12 protein-coding genes are annotated in these 19,196 nt (G+C 72.0%); 4 read left to right on the forward strand and 8 right to left on the reverse strand.

The genetic code is table 11. The features are described 5' to 3' along the window. Window positions 1–15 precede the first annotated feature (15 nt). The 5 genes from OHN74_RS29780 to OHN74_RS29800 all read right to left on the reverse strand — a co-directional run bounded on the left by OHN74_RS29780 (window position 16) and on the right by OHN74_RS29800 (window position 4,728). Entirely contained in the window at window positions 16–1,437 is a 1,422-nt protein-coding gene (locus OHN74_RS29780; RefSeq protein ID WP_327697658.1) for an FtsW/RodA/SpoVE family cell cycle protein, read from the reverse strand. Window positions 1,438–1,509: 72 nt separating this feature from the next. Beyond that, window positions 1,510–2,040: an SH3 domain-containing protein gene (locus OHN74_RS29785; protein ID WP_327697659.1), complete on the reverse strand. Its 531-nt coding sequence runs from the start codon at window positions 2,038–2,040 to the stop codon at window positions 1,510–1,512. A 67-nt stretch (window positions 2,041–2,107) separates the two neighbouring features. Continuing rightward, window positions 2,108–3,394 carry a HAMP domain-containing sensor histidine kinase gene (locus OHN74_RS29790; RefSeq protein ID WP_327697660.1) on the reverse strand — a complete coding sequence of 429 codons (1,287 nt, stop codon included), beginning with the start codon at window positions 3,392–3,394 and terminating at the stop codon, window positions 2,108–2,110. Next, window positions 3,391–4,119 carry a hypothetical protein gene (locus OHN74_RS29795; RefSeq protein WP_327697661.1) on the reverse strand — a complete coding sequence of 243 codons (729 nt, stop codon included), beginning with the start codon at window positions 4,117–4,119 and terminating at the stop codon, window positions 3,391–3,393. The genes OHN74_RS29790 and OHN74_RS29795 overlap by 4 nt, the downstream gene beginning before the upstream one ends. 102 nt (window positions 4,120–4,221) lie before the next feature. Then, complete coding sequence (locus OHN74_RS29800; protein ID WP_327697662.1) at window positions 4,222–4,728, reverse strand: protein-tyrosine phosphatase family protein; 507 nt, start codon at window positions 4,726–4,728, stop codon at window positions 4,222–4,224. A 124-nt stretch (window positions 4,729–4,852) separates the two neighbouring features. Between OHN74_RS29800 and OHN74_RS29805 the strand changes: the two genes are divergently transcribed. After that, window positions 4,853–5,656 (forward strand): nuclease-related domain-containing protein, encoded by an 804-nt coding sequence (locus OHN74_RS29805; RefSeq protein ID WP_327697663.1) that lies wholly within the window; start codon window positions 4,853–4,855, stop codon window positions 5,654–5,656. A 94-nt stretch (window positions 5,657–5,750) separates the two neighbouring features. Here the strand turns inward: OHN74_RS29805 and ligD are convergent, their stop codons facing one another. Then, a complete protein-coding gene (gene ligD / locus OHN74_RS29810) occupies window positions 5,751–6,614 on the reverse strand; it encodes a non-homologous end-joining DNA ligase (protein ID WP_327697664.1) in 864 nt (287 codons plus the stop codon). A gap of 62 nt (window positions 6,615–6,676) precedes the next feature. Here ligD and ku point away from each other — a divergent pair, with 62 nt between their 5' ends. Then, entirely contained in the window at window positions 6,677–7,681 is a 1,005-nt protein-coding gene (ku, locus tag OHN74_RS29815) for a non-homologous end joining protein Ku (RefSeq protein ID WP_443060469.1), read from the forward strand. 38 nt (window positions 7,682–7,719) lie between these two features. On the opposite strand, the gene OHN74_RS29820 is transcribed toward ku, so the two are convergent. Further along, window positions 7,720–9,021 (reverse strand): beta-ketoacyl-[acyl-carrier-protein] synthase family protein, encoded by a 1,302-nt coding sequence (locus OHN74_RS29820; protein ID WP_327697666.1) that lies wholly within the window; start codon window positions 9,019–9,021, stop codon window positions 7,720–7,722. Window positions 9,022–9,156: 135 nt separating this feature from the next. Next, window positions 9,157–9,612: a MarR family winged helix-turn-helix transcriptional regulator gene (locus OHN74_RS29825; protein ID WP_327700328.1), complete on the reverse strand. Its 456-nt coding sequence runs from the start codon at window positions 9,610–9,612 to the stop codon at window positions 9,157–9,159. Window positions 9,613–9,791: 179 nt separating this feature from the next. Between OHN74_RS29825 and OHN74_RS29830 the strand changes: the two genes are divergently transcribed. Then, the gene (locus OHN74_RS29830) at window positions 9,792–11,285 is read left to right on the forward strand and encodes an MFS transporter (protein ID WP_327697667.1); all 1,494 of its coding nucleotides are present in this window, start codon (window positions 9,792–9,794) and stop codon (window positions 11,283–11,285) included. Between the two features lie 565 nt (window positions 11,286–11,850). Further along, window positions 11,851–19,194, forward strand: a complete 7,344-nt coding sequence (locus OHN74_RS29835) for an SDR family NAD(P)-dependent oxidoreductase (RefSeq protein WP_327697668.1) — start codon at window positions 11,851–11,853, stop codon at window positions 19,192–19,194. Window positions 19,195–19,196: the final 2 nt, after the last annotated feature.

A 19,196-nucleotide genomic window follows, 5' to 3' on the forward strand; every position in this document is an offset into this window, starting at 1 on the left:
GTTCCGGTGGTCTTGTCATGGTGTGCGCTGCCCGTCGTCGGCCTCGTCGTGCTGCCGCCGGGCCGAGTCGCTGATCCGGATCAACAGCGCCACGATGATCCAGTTGGTGACCACGGACGAGCCCCCCTGCGCCAGGAACGGCATCGCCATGCCGGTGAGCGGGATGAGGCCAGACACCCCGCCCGCGATCACGAACACCTGGAGCGCCACGATCGAGGCGAGGCCGACGGCGAGCAGCCGGCCGAAGGGGTCGCGCAGGGAGAGGCCGGCCCGGTAGCCGCGCTCCACGAGGAGGGCGTACAGGATGACGATCGCGGAGAGGCCGGCCAGGCCCAGTTCCTCGCCCGCCGTCGCCAGGATGAAGTCCGACTTGGCCGCGAAACCGATCAGGATCGAGTGGCCGAGACCCAGGCCCGTGCCGAGCATGCCGCCCGCCGCGAACGCGAACAGCGACTGGGAGAGCTGGTTGGGACCCTGACCGGCCTCGATCGTCGCGAACGGGTGCAGCCAGTCCTCCACGCGGCTGTGGACATGCGGTTCGAGCGTGCCGACGGCGAACGCGCCCAGCGCGGCCAGCGACAGGCCGACCGCGATCCAGCCGGTGCGGCCCGTGGCGACGTACAGCATGACCACGAAGAGGCCGAAGAAGAGGAGCGAGGTGCCGAGATCGCGCTCCAGGACGAGTACGCCGACGCTGATCAGCCAGATCGCGACGATCGGGCCGAGGACGCGCCCGGTGGGGAGCTGGAGACGGCGCAGCCGCCAGATCTGGCGGCCCGTGTACGCGAGCGCGCCCCGGTTGGCGGCGAGGTACGCGGCGAAGAACACCGCCAGCAGCACCTTCGCGAACTCGCCCGGCTGGAAGGAGAATCCGGCGATCCGGATCCAGATGCGGGCCCCGTTCACCGCCGGGAAGAAAATCGGGAGGGTGAGCAGGACGAGGGCGGCGGCCACACAGACGTACGCGTACCGCTGGAGGACACGGTGGTCGCGCAGCAGGACGACGACCACGATGAACAGCGCCACGCCGACCGTGGACCAGACGAGTTGGGCGGGGGCGGCCCGGTGCCCCGGTGTCTCCAGGTCGAGCCGGTAGATGAGGACCAGACCGAGGCCGTTGAGCAGCACGCCGATGGGCAGCAGGAGCGGGTCGGCGCAGGGGGCGCGCCGGCGCACCGCGAGATGGGCGAGGAGCGCGAGTACGCCGAGCCCGGCGCCGTAACCGGCGGCGCCGGGCGGGACGGTGCCGTTCTTCGCGAGGCCCACGTCGCAGTAGCCGTACACGGAGAGGAGGACGGCGACGACGAGGAGAGCCAGTTCGATGCCACGGCGCCGGGGGACGCGCGGGGCGGGAGCGGAGGGATCGGCGGGCTCCGAGAGCCAGGGCCTCGGGGATTCCTCGTACTCCGCCGCCACGGTGGTTCCGGGCTTCGTCATGTCCGGAACATACCCAAAGTTCACAAAATATTGGCCGATGTGACCTATGGGCTGCGGCTTGTGTCTGCCGGGTCAGCAGAAGCGCGGCGCGGCGCCGATGTTGTCGATGTAGCGGGCGGCGCCCCAGGCCCAGGTGCCGTCCGTGAGGAGGTACCAGAGCGAGTTGCCGTCGACGTTCTCGCCGCCGACCTTGCAGAAGATGTTGACGATGGAGCCCTGCGGGGCGACCCGGATGATCGCGCTGCCGCGGTTCGGCGCGCTGCGCAGCCGCAGTCCGCCGTTGGCGATGACGATCCCCTTGTAGAGGACGGCGTTGCTGGTGCTGGTGTTGTTGTGCTGGCCCCAGTCGCCGCTGTTGCTCTGCTGGTTGCTGTTCTGCTGGTTCCAGCTGTTGCCGCTCGGCTGCTGCTGCTGGCCGCCGCCGTCGTTGGTGTTCTGGTTGCTCTGGCTGTTCTGGCTCTGGCTGTTCTGCTGTTGCTGGTTCCAGCTGGTGCCCCAGTCGTCGTCGGCGGGGTTCGCGAGTGCCGGGGTGACGGCGCCGACGGAGAGTGCGGTGGTGGCGGCGGCTATGCCGAGGCGGGTCAGGGTGGTCCGCGGTGACATGTGGGCTCCTTTGGCAGGACAGAGCTGACTAACCGCCACGCTAGGAGCGGGTCGTGTAAGGCGCCCGTCACGCTGGGCCGTTGGTGGCGGGCCCCCGTGATTCGGCCAGAGTGAGCGTCGCCAGAGCGCCACCGCCGTCACTCTCCGGCATGTTGGCGAAGGTGAGCCGGGCGCCCAGTACCTCCGCCTGGCCCAACGCGATCGTCAGCCCGAGCCCGTGTCCGGTCGCTCCGCCCTCGGTACGGAACCGCTGGGGCCCGTGCTCCACCAGGTACTCCGGGAAACCGTCGCCGTGGTCCCGCACGGTCACGACCGGCCCGTCGACGGTCAGCGTCACGGGCGTACGGCCGTGCCGGTGGGCGTTGGCGACCAGATTCCCGAGCACCCGTTCGAGACGGCGCCGGTCGGTGTCGACGAGGGCGTCACGGGCGACGACGATCTCCGTGTCGGCCCCGGTGGCCCCGGAAGCCCGTACGACCCGTTCGGCGAGGGCGCCGAGTGCCTCGGTGTCGGCCTCCAGCCGCTCCTTGCCCGTGTCCAGCCGGGAGATTTCGAGCAGGTCCTCGGTGAGCGTACGCAGCGCGGCGACCCGGTCCCTGACCAGCTCGGTCGGCCGTCCGGACGGCAGCAGTTCGGCCGCCGCGTGCAGTCCGGTGAGCGGGGTGCGCAGTTCGTGGGCCACGTCGGCGGTGAAGCGCTGCTCGCTGAGCAGTTTGCGTTGCAGCGAGGCGGCCATGGTGTCGAGGGCGGCGGCGACGGCGGCGACCTCGTCGGGCGAGCGGTTCGGGTCCTGCGTACGGGCGTCGCCGACGCGGGCGTCCAGGTCGCCGGCGCTGATCCGGCGGGCCACCTGGGCGGTCGCGTGCAGCCGACGGGTCACCCGGGTCACCGCGAACGCGCCGACCAGCAGCGTCGCGCCGATGGCGAGGCCCGACGACCACAGGATCGCCCGGTCGAGGCCCTCGATCGTACGGGCGCTCTGCGAGTAGTCGAGGGCCACGGCGAGCGCGTGCCCGCCGTCCGCAGGACCGGCCGCCCACATCGTCGGCACGCCGTCGTGGTCGCTGACCATCGTGCCGCGTTCCCCGGCCGCCGCGAGATTCCGCAGCGCCTTCGGCAGACCCTCGGGATCGATCCCGGTGTGCGGCCGCAGGGCGTCCCCGGCCTCGTACGCCGCCGTGGCCTCCACGAGCCGTGACAGGGCACGGTCGCGGGCCTGGTCGACGGTCTGGTGGGTCACCGAGACATGCACGAGGACGCCGAGCAGGGCGGCGAGGGCGCAGCACATCCCGGTGATGAACAGCGCGGCCTTGGCGGCGAGGGTGCCTGCCCACCCGGGCAGCGAGACCCTCATCGGGCGCTCGCGGAAGAGGAGGGCAGGGGGGAGGGGAGGTGCTTGGGTTCGCCGGTACGGAGGAACTCGTCCCGGGTGAGCAGCATCGCCTTCTGGTCGGCGTCCCAGGTCCACTGGGTGCGGTACTCGTACCCGGGGATCTGCGACGGCGAGCGGATGATCACGGCCCGGCCGGCCAGTTCCACGGCGGTCACGGCGTCGTCGTTCGCCATGATCTGCACGAGCCTGTGCCGCTGGAAGGTGTACACGCGTACGGCCGTTCCGTTGCCCGGCAGCAGCCGGAAACCGAGGGCCATGTCGTCGCGGCCGTCGCCGGTCAGGTCGCGGTAGTAGGCCTTGAGGACGGGACAGGCGCCGGTACCGCCGCTGCCGTCGCTCTTGCGGCCGCAGGCGGCCATCCCGGCGACCGTCCCGGCGTACGGGGAGCCTTCGGCGGTGTAGGTGTCGGCGTGCCTGGCGATCTCCGCCCGTACGACGGCCACCGGGTCGACCTTGTGGATGTCGTCGCCGGGGGCGGTGATGCCCTTGACGGTCTCGGTCTCGGCCTCGCCGTAGTCCCAGGCGGGGCTGGAGGCGGCGGGCAGCTCGGGCCAGAGCCGGGCGGGGCTGACGGCGGTGGCGGTCGGCCCGGCACCGCGCAGCCCACCGGCGTCACCGCAGGCGGAGGTGACGAGGGCGAGGGTGACGGCGGCGAGGGTGGCGCGGGAGGTGCGGCTGGCGTCCACTGCACTCCTGCGTCGGCGTCGGGAAGGGTATGGCGGGCGAGGTCGTCTCGTACACGACACACGACACCTTATTCGCAGGGAATTCGCATTTTGCGGGGCGGGTTACTCCGCGAGTTCCTCCAGCAGCCGGGCCGTGGACAGGCCGGTCCGCAGATACTCCACGAACCGCTCGTTGTGCAGGGCCCAGGGGGAGCGGCGGGATCTGATGAGACGGATCGCCTCCTCGGTGTCGTGCCCGTCGAGGACGAGGGCGTGCGCGACGACGAGCCCCGAGCGGTTGTAGCCGCTGTAGCAGCGCACGAGGACCTTGCGCCCGTCCTCCAGCGCGGCGCACACGGCCTCGGCGAGCCGGATCACACCGGCGAGCTGGGTCCCGTCGAGCGGCCCGTCCGGGATGGACCACACAAGATGCTCGACGCCGGGGTCGGGCCCGTAGCCGGGCAGCCTGAGCAGGGTCATGACCAGGTCGAACTCATCGTGCACGACGGCGAACTCGATCTCCCCCGGGCGACGGGTGAACTCGTGTCCACCCATCCACAGCCCGGGCACGATCTCGCTCCACGGCTCGCCCGGAGCGGGCACGTCGGGCTCCTTCCTGCGGGTCCGCAACTACGCCGCCTCCCCCCACCCGGGCAACCGAATCCGCCCCAACTCCCTTCAAAGGTAACCGGGTCCTTGCCCCGGCAGCACCCCGCCTGTTCCCATGGCCATGCGGGGATTGGGGTGATGGTGGATGAGCGGACTGCGCGTCGTACCGGCCTGGCGCCAGGGCCACGAACGGCTGTACGTGTGTCTGACGGACGGGCGGAACGTCGCCTGGTACGACCCTGAGTCGTCCCGGGTGAACCTGCTGAGCGACGACCTCAGAGAGGACGTACTGGAGGCCCTGGGCCCGTTCCTGACGGGACCGGTGACGGTCGGCCCGCCCCCGGTCCCGACCCCGGCGGAACTGGCCCGCCTCTCCCTCCACCCCGACGACGACCTGGCCCCGAACCGTCCCGGCGAGGCCCTCCAGATCGCCCTGGACCGCGACCCGGGCCCGCCCCACCGCCTCCGCCCGGACCCCCGACGGCGTGCCCTGGCGGCGGAACAGGCGGTGGGCGACGCCCTGGAGGCGCTGGAGGGGGCGGGCTGGCACACCCTGCACTCGCTCCCGCTCCCCGGCGGCGACCGGATCCACCACCTGGTGATAGGCCCGGGAGGCCTGTTCGCGGTGCACACGCTGTACGCCCGTAAGCAGCGGGTACTGGTCGCCGACCCGATGGTCTCCCTGGGCCGCCGGGACCCGCGCCCACTGCTCCGCCGGGTGCGTTCGGACGCCGACCGGGCCTCGTACGTGCTGACGGCCGAGGTCCACCCGGTCCTGGCCCTGGCCGGCCCGGCCGACCTGAGGATCACGGTCCCGCTGCGGGAGGTCAGGGTCCTCCAGGACACGGATCTCTCGGGGCTGACGCGGCTGGGGGGTGTGCTGAAGCCCGCGGATGTGGAGGCGCTGCACGCGGTGGCCCGGGACCGGGGGGCCTGGGAGCGGGTGTAGGGGCGACAGGGGGTTCGCCGTGCCGGGAGCGGGCGGCGGGACAGGGCGCGCATGGCCCCGTACCCCCGGTCGTGACCCCTGGCCCCCGGTCGGGTCAGTCCCTCAGCAGAGGTGCCAGCAGGTCTCCGTGTGTCCGGAGCCGGGGGCCGATGTCCGGTGCGCGGAAGGCGAGTTGGGCCGGATCCGTGCATCCCGCCACCTCCTCCCACGTCACCGGCGCGGACACCGTCGGCTCGGCGCGCGCCCTGAGGGTGTACGGCGTCGCCGTGGTCTTCCGGGCCGCGTTCTGGCTGTAGTCGACGAAGACCTTCCCGGGGCGCAGGCTGCGGGTCATACGGTGGACGACCAGGTGGGGGAGGGCGCGTTCCGCCTCGACCGCCAGTTCCTTCGCGTACGCCGTGATCTCGCGGGACGGGGTGCGGTTCGCCGGCGCTGTCAGGAGGTGCAGGCCCTTCGAGCCGGACGTCTTCGCGTACGCCTCGATCCCGTCCGCCGCCAGCCGCTCCCGTAGCCAGAGCGCCACTTCGCAGCACTCCACGATCGTCGCCGGAGGGCCGGGGTCCAGGTCGAGGACCAGGCGGTCGGCCTCGCCGGGGGCGTCGATCAGCCACTGCGGGGTGTGGAACTCCGTGACCAGGTTCGCCGCCCACATGAGGCTCGGCAGATCCTGGATCAGGACCATGTGCGCCGGGCCCTCCGAGCGCGGAACCTCCGCCGTCGTGACCCAGTCGGGCGTACCCGGCGGCACGTTCTTGGCGAAGAAGACCTGGCCGTCGGGGCCGTCCGGGTAGCGGAGGAAGGAGACCGGGCGGTCGTGGAGGTGGGGGAGGAGGACGTCCGCCGTGGTGGCGTAGTAGTGGAGCAGCTCGCCCTTGGTGAAGCCTGTCGCCGGGTGGATCACCTTCTCCAGGTTGGAGAGGGCCACCCTTCGCCCCTCCACCTCCGTGATCGGCGTCATACGATGAGAATCCCATGAAAGCGGGGCAAAGCGTCCCTGGAGGACCGGAGGAAGGTTCCCTCGTGCGATCCATATGGAACGGCGCCATCTCCTTCGGGCTGGTCAGCATCCCGATCAAGCTCGTCAACGCCACCGAGAGCCACTCGATCTCCTTCCGGCAGATCCATGTCGAGGACGGCGGGCGCATCCGCTATCGCAAGGTGTGCGAGATGGAGGACCGGGAGGTCCGGGGGGACGAGATCGGCAAGGCGTACGAGGGTGCCGACGGGACGATGATCCCGATCACCGACGACGATCTGGCGTCGCTGCCCCTGCCCACCGCCAGGACCATCGAGATCGTCGCCTTCGTGCCCGGTGACCGTATTGATCCGCTGCAGATGGACACCGCCTACTACCTTTCCGCGAACGGGGTCCCGGCCGCCAAGCCCTACACCCTGCTGCGCGAGGCCCTGAAGCGCAGCAAGAAGGTCGCCATCGCCAAGTTCGCGCTCCGGGGGCGGGAGCGGCTCGGCATGCTGCGGGTCGTGGACGACGTCATCGCCATGCACGGGCTGCTCTGGCCCGACGAGATCCGGGCCACGGACGGTGTCGCCCCGGATGCCGGCGTCACTGTGCGGGACCAGGAGCTCGATCTCGCCGACGCCCTCATGGCCACCCTCGGCGAGGTCGACCTCGCCGACCTGCACGACGACTACCGCGAAGCCGTCGAGGAACTCATCGCCGCGAAGGCCGCCGGTGAGGAGGCTCCGCAGGCCCCGGCGCCGAGCGGGGGCGGCAAGGTGCTCGATCTGATGGCCGCGCTGGAGAAGAGCGTCCGGGAGGCCAAGGAGTCGCGCGGCGAAGCCGTCGAGGAGCAGGGGGAGGTCAAGCCCCTGCGTGGGCGTCGTACGGCTGCCGCTTCGAAGGCGGCGCCCAAGGCGGACACCGGGAAGAAGTCGACCTCCACGGCGAAGAAGGCCGCAGCCAAGAAGACCACCACCGGCAACAAGTCGACCAGCGCGGCCAAGAAGACCCCGGCGAAGAAGGCGGCGGCCAAGAAGACGGCCACCCGCAGACGTTCGGCGTGATCTCTTTCGCTCCCCGCTCCGGGCGGCCGATGAACCGCCTATCCGGCAGAGCGCCCCCGCAGCGCCAGCACCGCGTTGTGCCCACCGAACCCGAACGAATTGCTGAGCGCCAGATCGCCGTGCCCGGGCAGAGCGCGCGGGCGTCCCCGGACCACGTCCAGGTCGATCGCCTCGTCCTGCTCGCCCTCCGCGCAGCCGATCGTCGGCGGGATCGTGCCGTGGTGCAGGGTCAGGACCGTGGCCACCGCCTCCACCCCGCCCGCGGCGCCCTGGAGGTGGCCGAGGTGGCCCTTGAGGGCCGTGACGGGGGCCGGGGTGGTGCCCAGTACCGCTCGCAGCGCGTTCGCCTCCGCCAGGTCGCCGTCGATCGTGGACGTGGCGTGCGCGTTGACGTGGACCACGTCGGCGGGGCTGCCTCCGGCGTCCCACAGAGCCCGGTGGAGGGCCAGCGCCACTCCGGTGCCGGACGGGTCGGGTGCGGCCATGTGGTGGGCGTCGGCGGACAGGCCCCAGCCGGCCGCCTCGCAGTAGACGCGGGCGCCCCTCGCCCGTGCGTGCTCCTCGGACTCCAGGAGCAGAAAACCCGCGCCCTCGCCGTTCACGAAACCGTCCCGGTCCCTGGCGAAGGGGCGGGACGGCAGATCCCCGGCGGGGCGCGTCGACAGGGCGCGCATCGCGGCGAACGACGCCATGATCGCCGGGGTGACGACGGCCTCGGCGCCTCCCGCGAGGGCGACGTCGACATGGCCGTACCGGATGCGGTCGATGGCCTGGCCGATCGCCTCCGTGCCCGACGCGCAGGCGCTGGTCACCGTGCGGGCCTCGCCCGTGATGCGCAGGGCCAGTGAGATCTGGGACGCCGCCTGCGACGGCACCGTCATGGGGGTGGTGAGCGGCGAGACCGCCCGGGGGCCCTTCTCACGCAGGCTGCGGTCGCCGCCGACGAGGATGGACGCGTCGCCGAGGATCGCGCCCACCGACACCCCCACACGGTCGGGGGACAGACCGCTCGCCGCCGTGCCCGAACCGTCGAAGCCCGCGTCCCGCCAGGCCTCCCGCGCCGCCAGTACGCCGAACTGCGCGGCCCGGTTCATCCGGCGGGCCTGGGGTCGGGGGAGCAGGCCGGCCAGGTCGACGGAGACCGTGCCCGCCGCGCGGACCGGCAGGCCGGTGAACTCCTCGCCGGTCAACTCCCTTATCGCGCACCGGCCTTCGAGGAGTCCCCGCCAGAGGTCGGGGACTCCGACGCCGAGCGGGGTGACGGCGCCCAGGCCGGTGACGACGACCCGGCGGGCGACGGTACGGCGGAAAGGTTCGGGGACATCCGGCGTGGAGCGCATGGCGGGGCTGCCTCCCGGAGTGCGGCGCGGGACGGTCGGCGCACCCCAACTCTGCCCATGCCAGGGGCAATTCATGCCGGAGGTCGTTCACGATTCAAGCGTGAGCGACCGTTCACCACTTGCGGGCGGCGTCGCTCATTCCCGCGGCCACGGCCGTCCGTCCAGTTGTTCCACGTCGCGGTTGAGGCGGCTCAGGTGGGCGGCGAAGTCCGCGACCTCCGCCGCCGTCCAGTCGGCCATCACCTTGCCCAGACCCTCCAGGTTCTCCGCGCGGTCGGCGGCCAGCCGGCGCCCGCCCTCCTCCGTCATGGCGAACTTGCGTGCCATGCCCCCTTCGGGGTCGGGGATGCGTACGACGATTCCGGCCCGGAGCATCGCGGCGGTCTGCCGGTTGAGCGTGGACGCGTCGAGGCCGAACGCGGCGCTGAGCTGGCCGATGGACATCGGCCCCTCGGCCTGGATACGGCTGAGGAGGATGTAGGCGCTGCGGTCGAGCCGCCCCACCGCGCCCCGCGCCTTCGGTGAGAGCAGGTGCATGTGCCGACCGAGGAGCATCATCTCGAACTCGATCAGATCGACGGGTTTGTCCACGTCGTCGTTCGAGTCGTTGTCGACACGGTCGTCCATGGGCTTGTCCATGCGGCTGCTTCCTTCGGCTCCTGAACGGGTCTTCCCCTCGGCGGACCCTCTCCCAAGTTAGTGCGTTCACCGGCGATATGTATGATGCACTTCTCGTGCATCATGCACATCACTCGTGAGGGAGCAACCCAGTGGACAGTTCCAAGCCCGACGCCGGCTCCGGCAGGGTTGTCGGCATCCTCGCCTTCGCCGGCATCGTGGCCGCGATCACGCAGACCCTGGTGGTCCCGCTGATCGGGGAGCTGCCGAGCCTGCTCGACACCTCCGCCTCGAACGCCTCCTGGGTGATCACCGCGACCCTGCTGGCCGCCGCGGTCGTGACCCCGGTCGCCGGCCGACTCGGTGACATGTACGGCAAGAAGCGCATGCTGCTCGTCTCGCTCGTGCCGCTCATCCTGGGATCCGTCCTCTGTGCGCTGTCCTCCTCCGTGCTCCCGATGATCGCCGGGCGCGGACTCCAGGGCATGGGCATGGGCGTCGTACCCCTGGGCATCAGCCTGCTGCGTGACGTCGTACCGGCGGAGAAGCTCGGTTCGTCCATCGCGATCATGAGCGCGTCCATGGGTGTCGGCGGCGCGCTCGGGCTGCCGTTCTCCGCGGCGATCGCCGAGAACGCCAGCTGGCGGGTGCTGTTCTGGGTCGTGGCCGCACTGTCCCTCGCCGTCGCCACGCTGATCTCGGTCTTCGTGCCCGCCGGGCGCGAGAACACCTCCTCCGGGCGCTTCGACGTGCTCGGTGCGATCGGTCTCGGCACCGCGCTCGTCTGCCTTCTCCTCGCCGTGTTGAAGGGCGCCGACTGGGGCTGGGGCAGCGGTACCACCCTCGGGCTGTTCGCCGTCGCCGTGGTCGTGCTGCTGGCCTGGGGCTGGTGGGAGCTGCGCAACACCGAGCCGTTGGTCGACCTGCGCGTGACCGCCCGGCCGCAGGTGCTGATGACCAACGTGGCCTCGGTCCTCGTCGGGTTCGCGATGTACGCCCAGGCCCTGGTCATCCCCCAGCTGATGCAGCTGCCCAAGGAGACCGGCTACGGGCTCGGCGAGTCCATGCTGGCCATGGGCCTGTGGATGGCTCCGGCGGGCCTGATGATGATGGTCATGTCGCCGCTCGGCGCCATGCTCTCCGCCAAGTCCGGCCCCAGGATCACGCTCTCCGTCGGCAGCCTGGTCATCGCCATCGGGTACGGGATCTCCCTGCCGCTCGTCGGCACCGGCTCCACCTGGGGACTGCTCGCGGTCACCATCGTCTGCAACACGGGTGTCGGCTTCGCCTACGGCGCCATGCCCGCGCTCATCATGGGCGCGGTCCCGCAGTCCGAGACCGCCTCCGCCAACAGCTTCAACACCCTGATGCGTTCGATCGGCAGCTCGGTCTCGGCCGCCGTCATCGGGGTCGTCCTGGCCCAGATGACCACCGACTTCGGCGGCTTCGCACTGCCCTCCGAGGCCGGATTCCGGGCCGCCATGATGCTCGGCTGCGGGGTCGGCCTCGCGGCGGCGGTCGTCGCCTTCCTCATCCCGGTCCGCCCGGTGGCGGCCCCTTCGGCGGCCGAGGAGGCTCCGGACGCCCTCGCTCCCGAGACGTCCGAGGTGTCCGAGGCGTCGGAGGCGTCCGAGGTCAAGGCCTGACAGCGACCGCCCAGCCCTCGTTACGAGCCGACCTCCCCGGGCTTTCGCCGGGAAGGTCGGCTCGTTCTGTTGTGTCCTGCCTCTTGTTCAGGAAGGGGGCGTGGAATTAGATGGTCTGTCAGTGTCGCCGGGCACGGGTCTTTGGCCGTGCCGAACGGGCCTCTCAGTCATGCCCGGATTCGGCCGCCGCGATGCCGACATGAAGAATTTACAAGGTTTCCTCCGCCTGCCCGCCGTGTTTCCGAGGCGTGATCCGGAAGTGAATTAAACGGGGTTTCTGACAGCTCGCTGACGGGCAGGGCGTGCCGCCGGGTCTGCGGTGACGTCGAAACTGATTGGAATTGGGCGGTTTTTCGCGACTTGGGACGGCTGGACATCGGTGGCCGAATGGAATCGGCCGCATACGGAATGTTCCACGCCATGTTGACTCGTGAGTAATGTCGGCGCTAGCTTCCCGTTGGTTTCCCCCTTGAGGTGAAGTGCGTCCGCGTCACACAAAACCCCCACCGTGCAGTTTCACCGAATATTTCGGAGAATCATGACGTCTGCCGTGCGCGCCGTTGACATGATCATTGGAGTCACCCCGTTCGGCGAGCCCGACGCCAGGCTCGCCGCCGCCGTCAGCCGGGCGGGCGGCCTGGGGGTACTCGACCTGGGCCTCGGTGACCGGAGAGCCAGAGACGCGCTGGCGCGAATACGCCGCCTCGCCGCTCCCTCCGCCCCCGGCTTCCGCTACGGCGTCCGGATCGGCCCCCACTGCCGGCTCACCCCCGCCGACCTGGTCGGCGACGGCGGCCCGGACACCGTGATCCTGGCCCCCGACACCGCCGACGCGTTCCGGCCGGTCGCCGAGGTCGCCGCCCGCCACCGTGTCCTCGTCGAGGTCACCGACCTGACGGAGGCCCTCGCGGCCGTCCGTGCCGGTGCGCACGGGCTGATCGCCCGGGGCAGCGACGGCGGCGGCCGGATCGGTGACCTCAGCACCTTCGTCCTGCTGCAACGGCTCCTCGCCGAACCCGGCATCGACCTCCCCGTCTGGGCGCGCGGCGGCATCGGCCCCCGTACGGCCGCCGCCGCCGTCGCCGGGGGAGCGGCGGGCGTCGTGCTCGACAGCCAACTCGCCCTGCTCGCCGAGTCGTCGCTGCCGGAGGCGACGGCTGCCGCGCTGCGCTCGATGGACGGCTCGGAAACCGTCGTCGTGGCCGGGCATCGCGTACTGCACCGGCGCGGCCCCGACGCCCCGTCCGTCCCGGCCGGTGATCCGGCGGCGGTCGCGGCGATGCTCGGCGCCCAGGACCCGCGCACCCAGCTCCTCCCGGTCGGCCAGGACGGCTTCCTCGCCGCCCGCTTCGCCGACCACTGGGGCGACACCGCCCGCACGGTCCGCGCCCTCACCGACGCGGTGCGCGATGTCGTACGGGAGGTCGTACGGGGCGACGGTTCCGTACGTGCGTTGCGCGCCGGTTCCCCGATGAGCCGGGCCCTGGGCACTCGACTCCCCGTCGCCCAGGGGCCGATGACCCGCGTCAGCGACCAGGCGGGGTTCGCCGCCGCCGTCGCGGGGAGCGGCGCGCTGCCGTTCGTCGCGCTGGCCCTCGCCAGTGGCGAGCAGACCCGGACCATGCTGGCCGAGACCCGGGAAGCCGTCGGAGACGACCGGCCCTGGGGTGTCGGAGTGCTCGGGTTCGCACCCGAGGAGCTGCGAAACGCCCAGCTCGAAGCCGTACGGGAACTGCGGCCGACCCATGCCGTCATCGCGGGCGGCCGTCCCGCCCAGGCCGAGGCGCTGGAGCGGGCCGGGATCAGCACCTTCCTGCACGTGCCCTCGCCGGGGCTGCTGAAGCAGTTCCTGGAAGCCGGGGCACGACGGTTCGTGTTCGAGGGGTCCGAGTGCGGCGGGCATGTCGGGCCGCGCGGCAGCTTTCCGCTCTGGGAGGCCCAACTCGCCGTCATCGAGGACTATTTGGCCGGTGCGACGGACGGTGACGCCGAGCGGATCGAGGTGTTCTTCGCCGGTGGCGTCCATGACGAGCGGTCGGCCGCGACGGTCGCCGCCCTCGCCGCTCCGCTGACCGCGCGCGGTGCGTCCGTCGGGGTGCTGATGGGCACCGCCTATCTGTTCACCGAGGAGGCCGTGGCCTGCGGAGCGGTACAGCCGCTCTTCCAGCGACAGGTCGTCGACGCCACCACTACCGCGCTCCTGGAGACGGCACCCGGGCATGCCACCCGGTGCGTACCCAGTCCGTTCAGCGACAACTACCGCGAGTTCGAAGCGGAGTTGAGGGCGAGCGAGGTGTCCGAGCGGCAGATCTGGGAGCAGCTGGAGCGGCTCAACGTCGGTCGGCTGCGGATCGCCAGCAAGGGCATCGAGCGGGACGCAGACGGCGAACTGGCGGCCGTGGACGAGCAACGGCAGCTCGCCGAGGGCATGTTCATGGCCGGTGAAGTGGCCGTGCTGCGCTCCGCGACCACGACCATCGACGCGCTGCACCACTCCGTGGCGGGCGGCGCCGCCGACTTCCTCACCCGGCGGGCGGCGGAGCTCCGAGAGCGGCTCGGTGTGCCGGAGGCGGCCGAGGAGGATGCGGAGACTCCCGCGCCCGCACCCCTCGACGTCGCCGTCGTGGGCATGGCCTGCATGTTCCCGGACGCGCCCGACCTGGCCTCCTTCTGGGCGAACGTCCTGGGCGGCCACGACGCGGTGGGGGAGGTGCCGGCCGACCGCTGGGATCCTGCCGTGCACTATGCGAAGGAGCCCGGGGACGGTGGCGTCACACCGTCCAAGTGGGGCGGCTTCCTGCCCCGCATCCCCTTCGACCCGCTGTCGTACGGCATTCCGCCCACCTCGCTCGGCAGCATCGAGCCCGTCCAGCTGCTGGCACTGGAAGCCGCCCGGCGGGCCCTGGCGCACGCCGGATACGGGGACCGGGGTCGGGAGTTCGACCGCTCGCGCACCTCGGTCGTCTTCGGCGCGGAGGCCGGCAGCGACCTGTCCAACGCGGGCACGCTGCGAGCCGTACTGCCCTCCTACTACGGCAGGGTCCCGGACGGGCTCGCGGACCAGCTGCCCCGTCTCACCGAGGACTCCTTCCCCGGGATGCTCTCCAACGTCATCTCCGGCCGGATCGCCAACCGGCTCGACCTCGGCGGCGCCAACTACACGGTGGACGCCGCGTGTGCCTCGTCCCTGGCCGCCGTCGACGTGGCCTGCAAGGAACTTGTGGGCGGGACCAGCGACGTCGTGCTGTGCGGCGGAGCGGATCTGCACAACGGCATCAACGACTACGTGCTCTTCTCCTCCGTGCACGCCCTGTCCCCGACCGGGCGTTCGCGCGCCTTCGACAGCTCGGCGGACGGGATCGCCCTGGGGGAGGGCGTCGCCTGTGTCGTGCTCAAGCGGCTGGCGGACGCCGAGCGCGACGGCGACCGGATCTACGGGGTCATCAAGGGCGTCGGCAGCTCCAGCGACGGGCGTTCCCTCGGGCTGACCGCTCCCCGGCCCGAAGGACAGCGGGCCGCGCTGCGACGGGCGTACCGCAACGCCGGGGTGTCGCCCGCCGAGGTCGGTCTCGTCGAGGCGCACGGCACCGGGACCGTGGTCGGCGACCGCACCGAACTCGCCATCCTGAGCGAGGTGTTCGGCGACGCCGGAGCCAAGTCCGGTGCCGTCGCGCTCGGTTCGGTCAAGTCGCAGATCGGGCACACCAAGTGCGCCGCCGGACTCGCCGGACTCATCAAGACCGTGCTGGCCCTGCACACCGGGGTCAAGCCGCCCACCCTGCACATCAGCAAGCCCAACTCCGCCTGGGAGGAGGGCAGCAGCCCGTTCGTGTTCCACGGGCAGGCACGGCCCTGGGCGGCTCCGGCACGCGAACGATTCGCGGGGCTCAGCGCGTTCGGCTTCGGTGGCACCAACTTCCATGTGGTGCTGGAGGCCTACGCCGACTCCGACCCGCCCGCGCACGGACTCGACACCTGGCCCGCCGAACTGTTCACGTTCCGGGCGGCCGACCCGGCGGGAGCCCGGCGGGCCATCGAGGACGTGCTGAAGGCGGCGGAGGACGAGCAGTCCTCCTGGCGACTGCGCGATCTCGCGCTCGCCGCCTCGCGCCGCTCCGACGCCCGCCACGAATCCGTGCAGGTGGCGGTCGTGGCGACGGACACGGCAGGGCTCGTCGGGCAACTGCGGCGCGCACTGGCCGGAGAGCACGATCCACGCGCCGGCGTCCACCTCGCGCAGAACCAGCAGAACCGACGGGAGACCTCGGGCCAGGTCGCCTTCCTCTTCCCCGGGCAGGGCAGCCAGCGGACCGGGATGCTCGCCGACGTGTTCGTCGCCCTCCCCGAACTCCAGTACTACCTGGAACTCGGCAGCGACCACGCCGACGCCCTCTATCCGCCCACCGCCTTCGACGACACCACCCGCGACCGCCAGCACACCGCCCTCACCGACACCCGCGTCGCCCAACCGGCCCTGGGCATCGCCGGCCTCGCCGCCCACGCCCTCCTCACCACGGCAGGCGTACGCCCGGACATGGCCGCCGGACACAGCTACGGCGAACTCGTCGCCCTCAGCGCGGCCGGCGCCCTGGACCCGGAGACCCTCCTCGCGCTGAGCGCGCAGCGCGCGACCGCGATCCTCTCGGCCGCGGGCGAGGCAAACGGCGACGACCCGGGCACCATGGCGGCGGTCTCGGCGGGCGCCGAGGACGTCACGGCCGCCCTGCGCGCCGCCGACGCACCCGCCTCGGTCGTCGTCGCCAACCACAACTCGCCCAAGCAGACAGTGATTTCGGGACCGACGGAAGCGGTCGACGAGGCCGTACGGCTGCTGCGCGCCGCCGGACTCGGCGCGAAGCGCATCCCCGTCGCCTGCGCCTTCCACAGCCCCCTGGTCGCCGGGGCCGGGGAGCGGTTCGCGACGGCACTGGCCGGGCATCCGGTACGCGCTCCCGAGTTCGCGGTGTGGTCCAACCGGACGGCCGCTCCGTACGGTGCCGACGCCGACGCGGTGCGTGCCGAACTCGCCGCCCAGATCGGTGCCCCGGTCGGCTTCGTCGCCCAGATCGAGGCCATGTACGAGGCGGGCGCCCGGATCTTCGTCGAGGCCGGGCCCGGGTCCGTACTGACCCGGCTGGTCGGCCAGATCCTCGGCGACCGCCCGCACCGCACGGTCGCCTGCGAACCGCGGCCCGACAGCGGACTGCGCGGCTGGCTCGACGCGCTGGCCCAACTGGCCGTCGCGGGGCTGCCGGTGCGCACCGGATGGCTGTTCCACGGGCGCGACGCCGTCGACGCGACCCGGACCAAGGCCCCGAAGCGGCCCGGCTGGACGGTCGACGGCCATCTGGTCCGCACCGCCGCCGGCGACCTCCTCCCCGGTGCGCTCGCGCCGGCCCGACGCGTAGTGGAGACGACGACAGTGACCGCGAATCACCAGGACGGCGGCCCGGCCGGTGGCAGGGACGCGCTGATCTCCGAGTTCCTGCGCACCAGCCGCGAGATGGTCGCCGCCCAACGGGACGTACTCCTCACGTACTTCGGCGCGACACCGGGCCAGTGGATCCCCGGACCGGCGGCACCGGAACCCCTGCGGCTGGCCCAGGACCATGCCCAGGTTCAGCAGACGGCACCCGCGCCCGCATATCCGCCCGCGCTCTATGCCGTGCCCACACCTGCTCCGGCCCCCGCCCCTGCCGCCGTGGGGTTCACGGAGGCGGATGTGCTGGGGGTGGTGCTGGAGATCATCAGTGAGCGGACCGGATACCCCGTGGACATGATCGAGCCGGATCTTGATCTGGAGGCCGATCTCAGTGTCGACTCGATCAAGCGGGCTGAGATCGCCGGTGAGTTGGCGCAGCGGCTCGGTGTCGGGGGTGGCGGGGATCTCACAGTGCTGGACGATGCCGAGTTGGAGGATCTCGCCAAGGCCCGTACGGCGGCTTCCGTGACGGCATGGTTGGCGGCGCGGCTCACGACGGCCGTGTCACAGCCCGCGCCTGCTCCCACTCCTGCCTCTGCCGCCGCGGGGTTCACGGAGGCGGATGTGCTGGGGGTGGTGCTGGAGATCATCAGTGAGCGGACCGGATACCCCGTGGACATGATCGAGCCGGATCTCGATCTGGAGGCCGATCTCAGTGTCGATTCGATCAAGCGGGCTGAGATCGCTGGTGAGTTGGCGCAGCGGCTCGGTGTCGGGGGTGGCGGGGATCTCACCGTGCTGGACGATGCCGAGTTGGAGGATCTCGCCAAGGCCCGTACGGCTGCCGCGATCACCGGATGGCTGACGGCGCGGCTCGCCGGGCCGGCCGAAGCCGAGGAACAGTTGGCCCCACCGCAGTCCCTCCGGCCGGAGGCGGCCGAGGTGTCCCCGGAGGCCACCGGTGAGGCGCCGATCCGCTTCCAGCTGCGGCCCGTTCTGCTGGAGCAGCAGGACGGGCACAGCGCCGGCGACGGGACGGGGGCCGTCGACCCCGCCGCCCTGCTGGCCGGAAAGCGGTTCGCGCTTCTCGGTGACGACGACGGCGGCACGGTGGCCCGTGAGGTCGCGGCGCGGCTCGCCGGGTATGGCGCCGACGCGGTGGTCCTGGGCCCCGAGCATCTGCTGACGGGAGCGGACGGACCGGACGGGCCGGTTGACGGGGTGCTGTACCTCGACCCGCTGGCCTTGTCCCGGCCGCCGGTGCTGCCCGACGCGTTCCCCGTGTTCAAGGCGGCCCTGGGGCTCGGGCCGCGCTGGCTGTTCGCCGTCCGGGTGGCCGCGGAAGGCGGCCCGGCCGAGTCGAGGTCGGCCGGCCTGCACGGGCTCTTCCGGACGGTCGCCCGGGAGTACCCGGAGACGGACGCGCGGATCATCGACCTCGCCGGCGACGACACGGGTGCCGCCGCTGTCGCCGACGCACTTCTCGGCGAGCTGCTCGCCTCCGACCGCACTCCGGTCGTCCTGCGAACAGCCGCCGGGCGCCATGGACTTGAGCTGGTGGAGACCCCGCTGGGCGCACTCGGCACCACCGGCGCCGGACCCGCCGGGGACGGAGCCGCGGAGGCCGCCGCCATCGGGCTGGACCGGGACAGCGTGGTCCTGCTGGTCGGCGGGGCGCGCGGCATCACCGCGAAGTTCGCCGCCGCGCTGGCGTCCGCGTCCCGCTGCCGGATCGAACTGCTCGGCCGGACGCCCGCACCGGAGGGCCCGGAGGACGCGGCCACGGCAGCCGCCGGTACCCGGCCCGAACTGCGCGCGGCCCTCGCCGCCCGAGGCGGACTGGCCCCCGCCGAGATCAACCGTCAGACCGAACTCCTGCTCGCCCAACGGGAGATCGCCGCCACCCTCGACGAACTGAAGGCCCTCGGCAGCCCGGCCCGCTACCACTCCGTCGACTTCAGGGAACAGGACGCGGCGCTCCAGGCAGTGAAGGAGATCCACGCCGAACACGGCCGCCTCGACGGGGTCGTCTACGCGGCCGGGGTGATCGAGGACCGGCTCATCGCCGAGAAGACCACCGAGTCCTTCCAGCGCGTCTACGGGACGAAGACCACCGGCGCCGAAACACTGCTCACGGCACTGGAACAGCTCCCCAACAGGCCTGCCTTCGCCGTCCTGTTCGGCAGTATCTCGGCAGTCCTCGGCAACCGGGGCCAGGCCGACTACGCCGCCGCCAACGACGCCCTCCAGAGCCTCGGCGCCGCCTGGGCGGCCCGTACCGGGCAGCGGGCCCTGACCGTGCACTGGGGGCCGTGGGCACCGACCGGCGGCCACACCGGCATGGTGACCCCCGAACTCGGGCGCGAGTACGCCCGGCGCGGGGTCAGGCTCATCGACCCCGAGGAGGGTACGGCCGCGCTGCTCCGCGAACTGGCCTGGGGCGAGGAGTCGGCAGACGCCGTCGTCTACACCTCGTCGGGCTGGTGACC

It is taken from the genome of Streptomyces sp. NBC_00459, from assembly GCF_036013955.1.
In the GTDB taxonomy this organism is placed as follows: Bacteria; Actinomycetota; Actinomycetes; order Streptomycetales; family Streptomycetaceae; genus Streptomyces.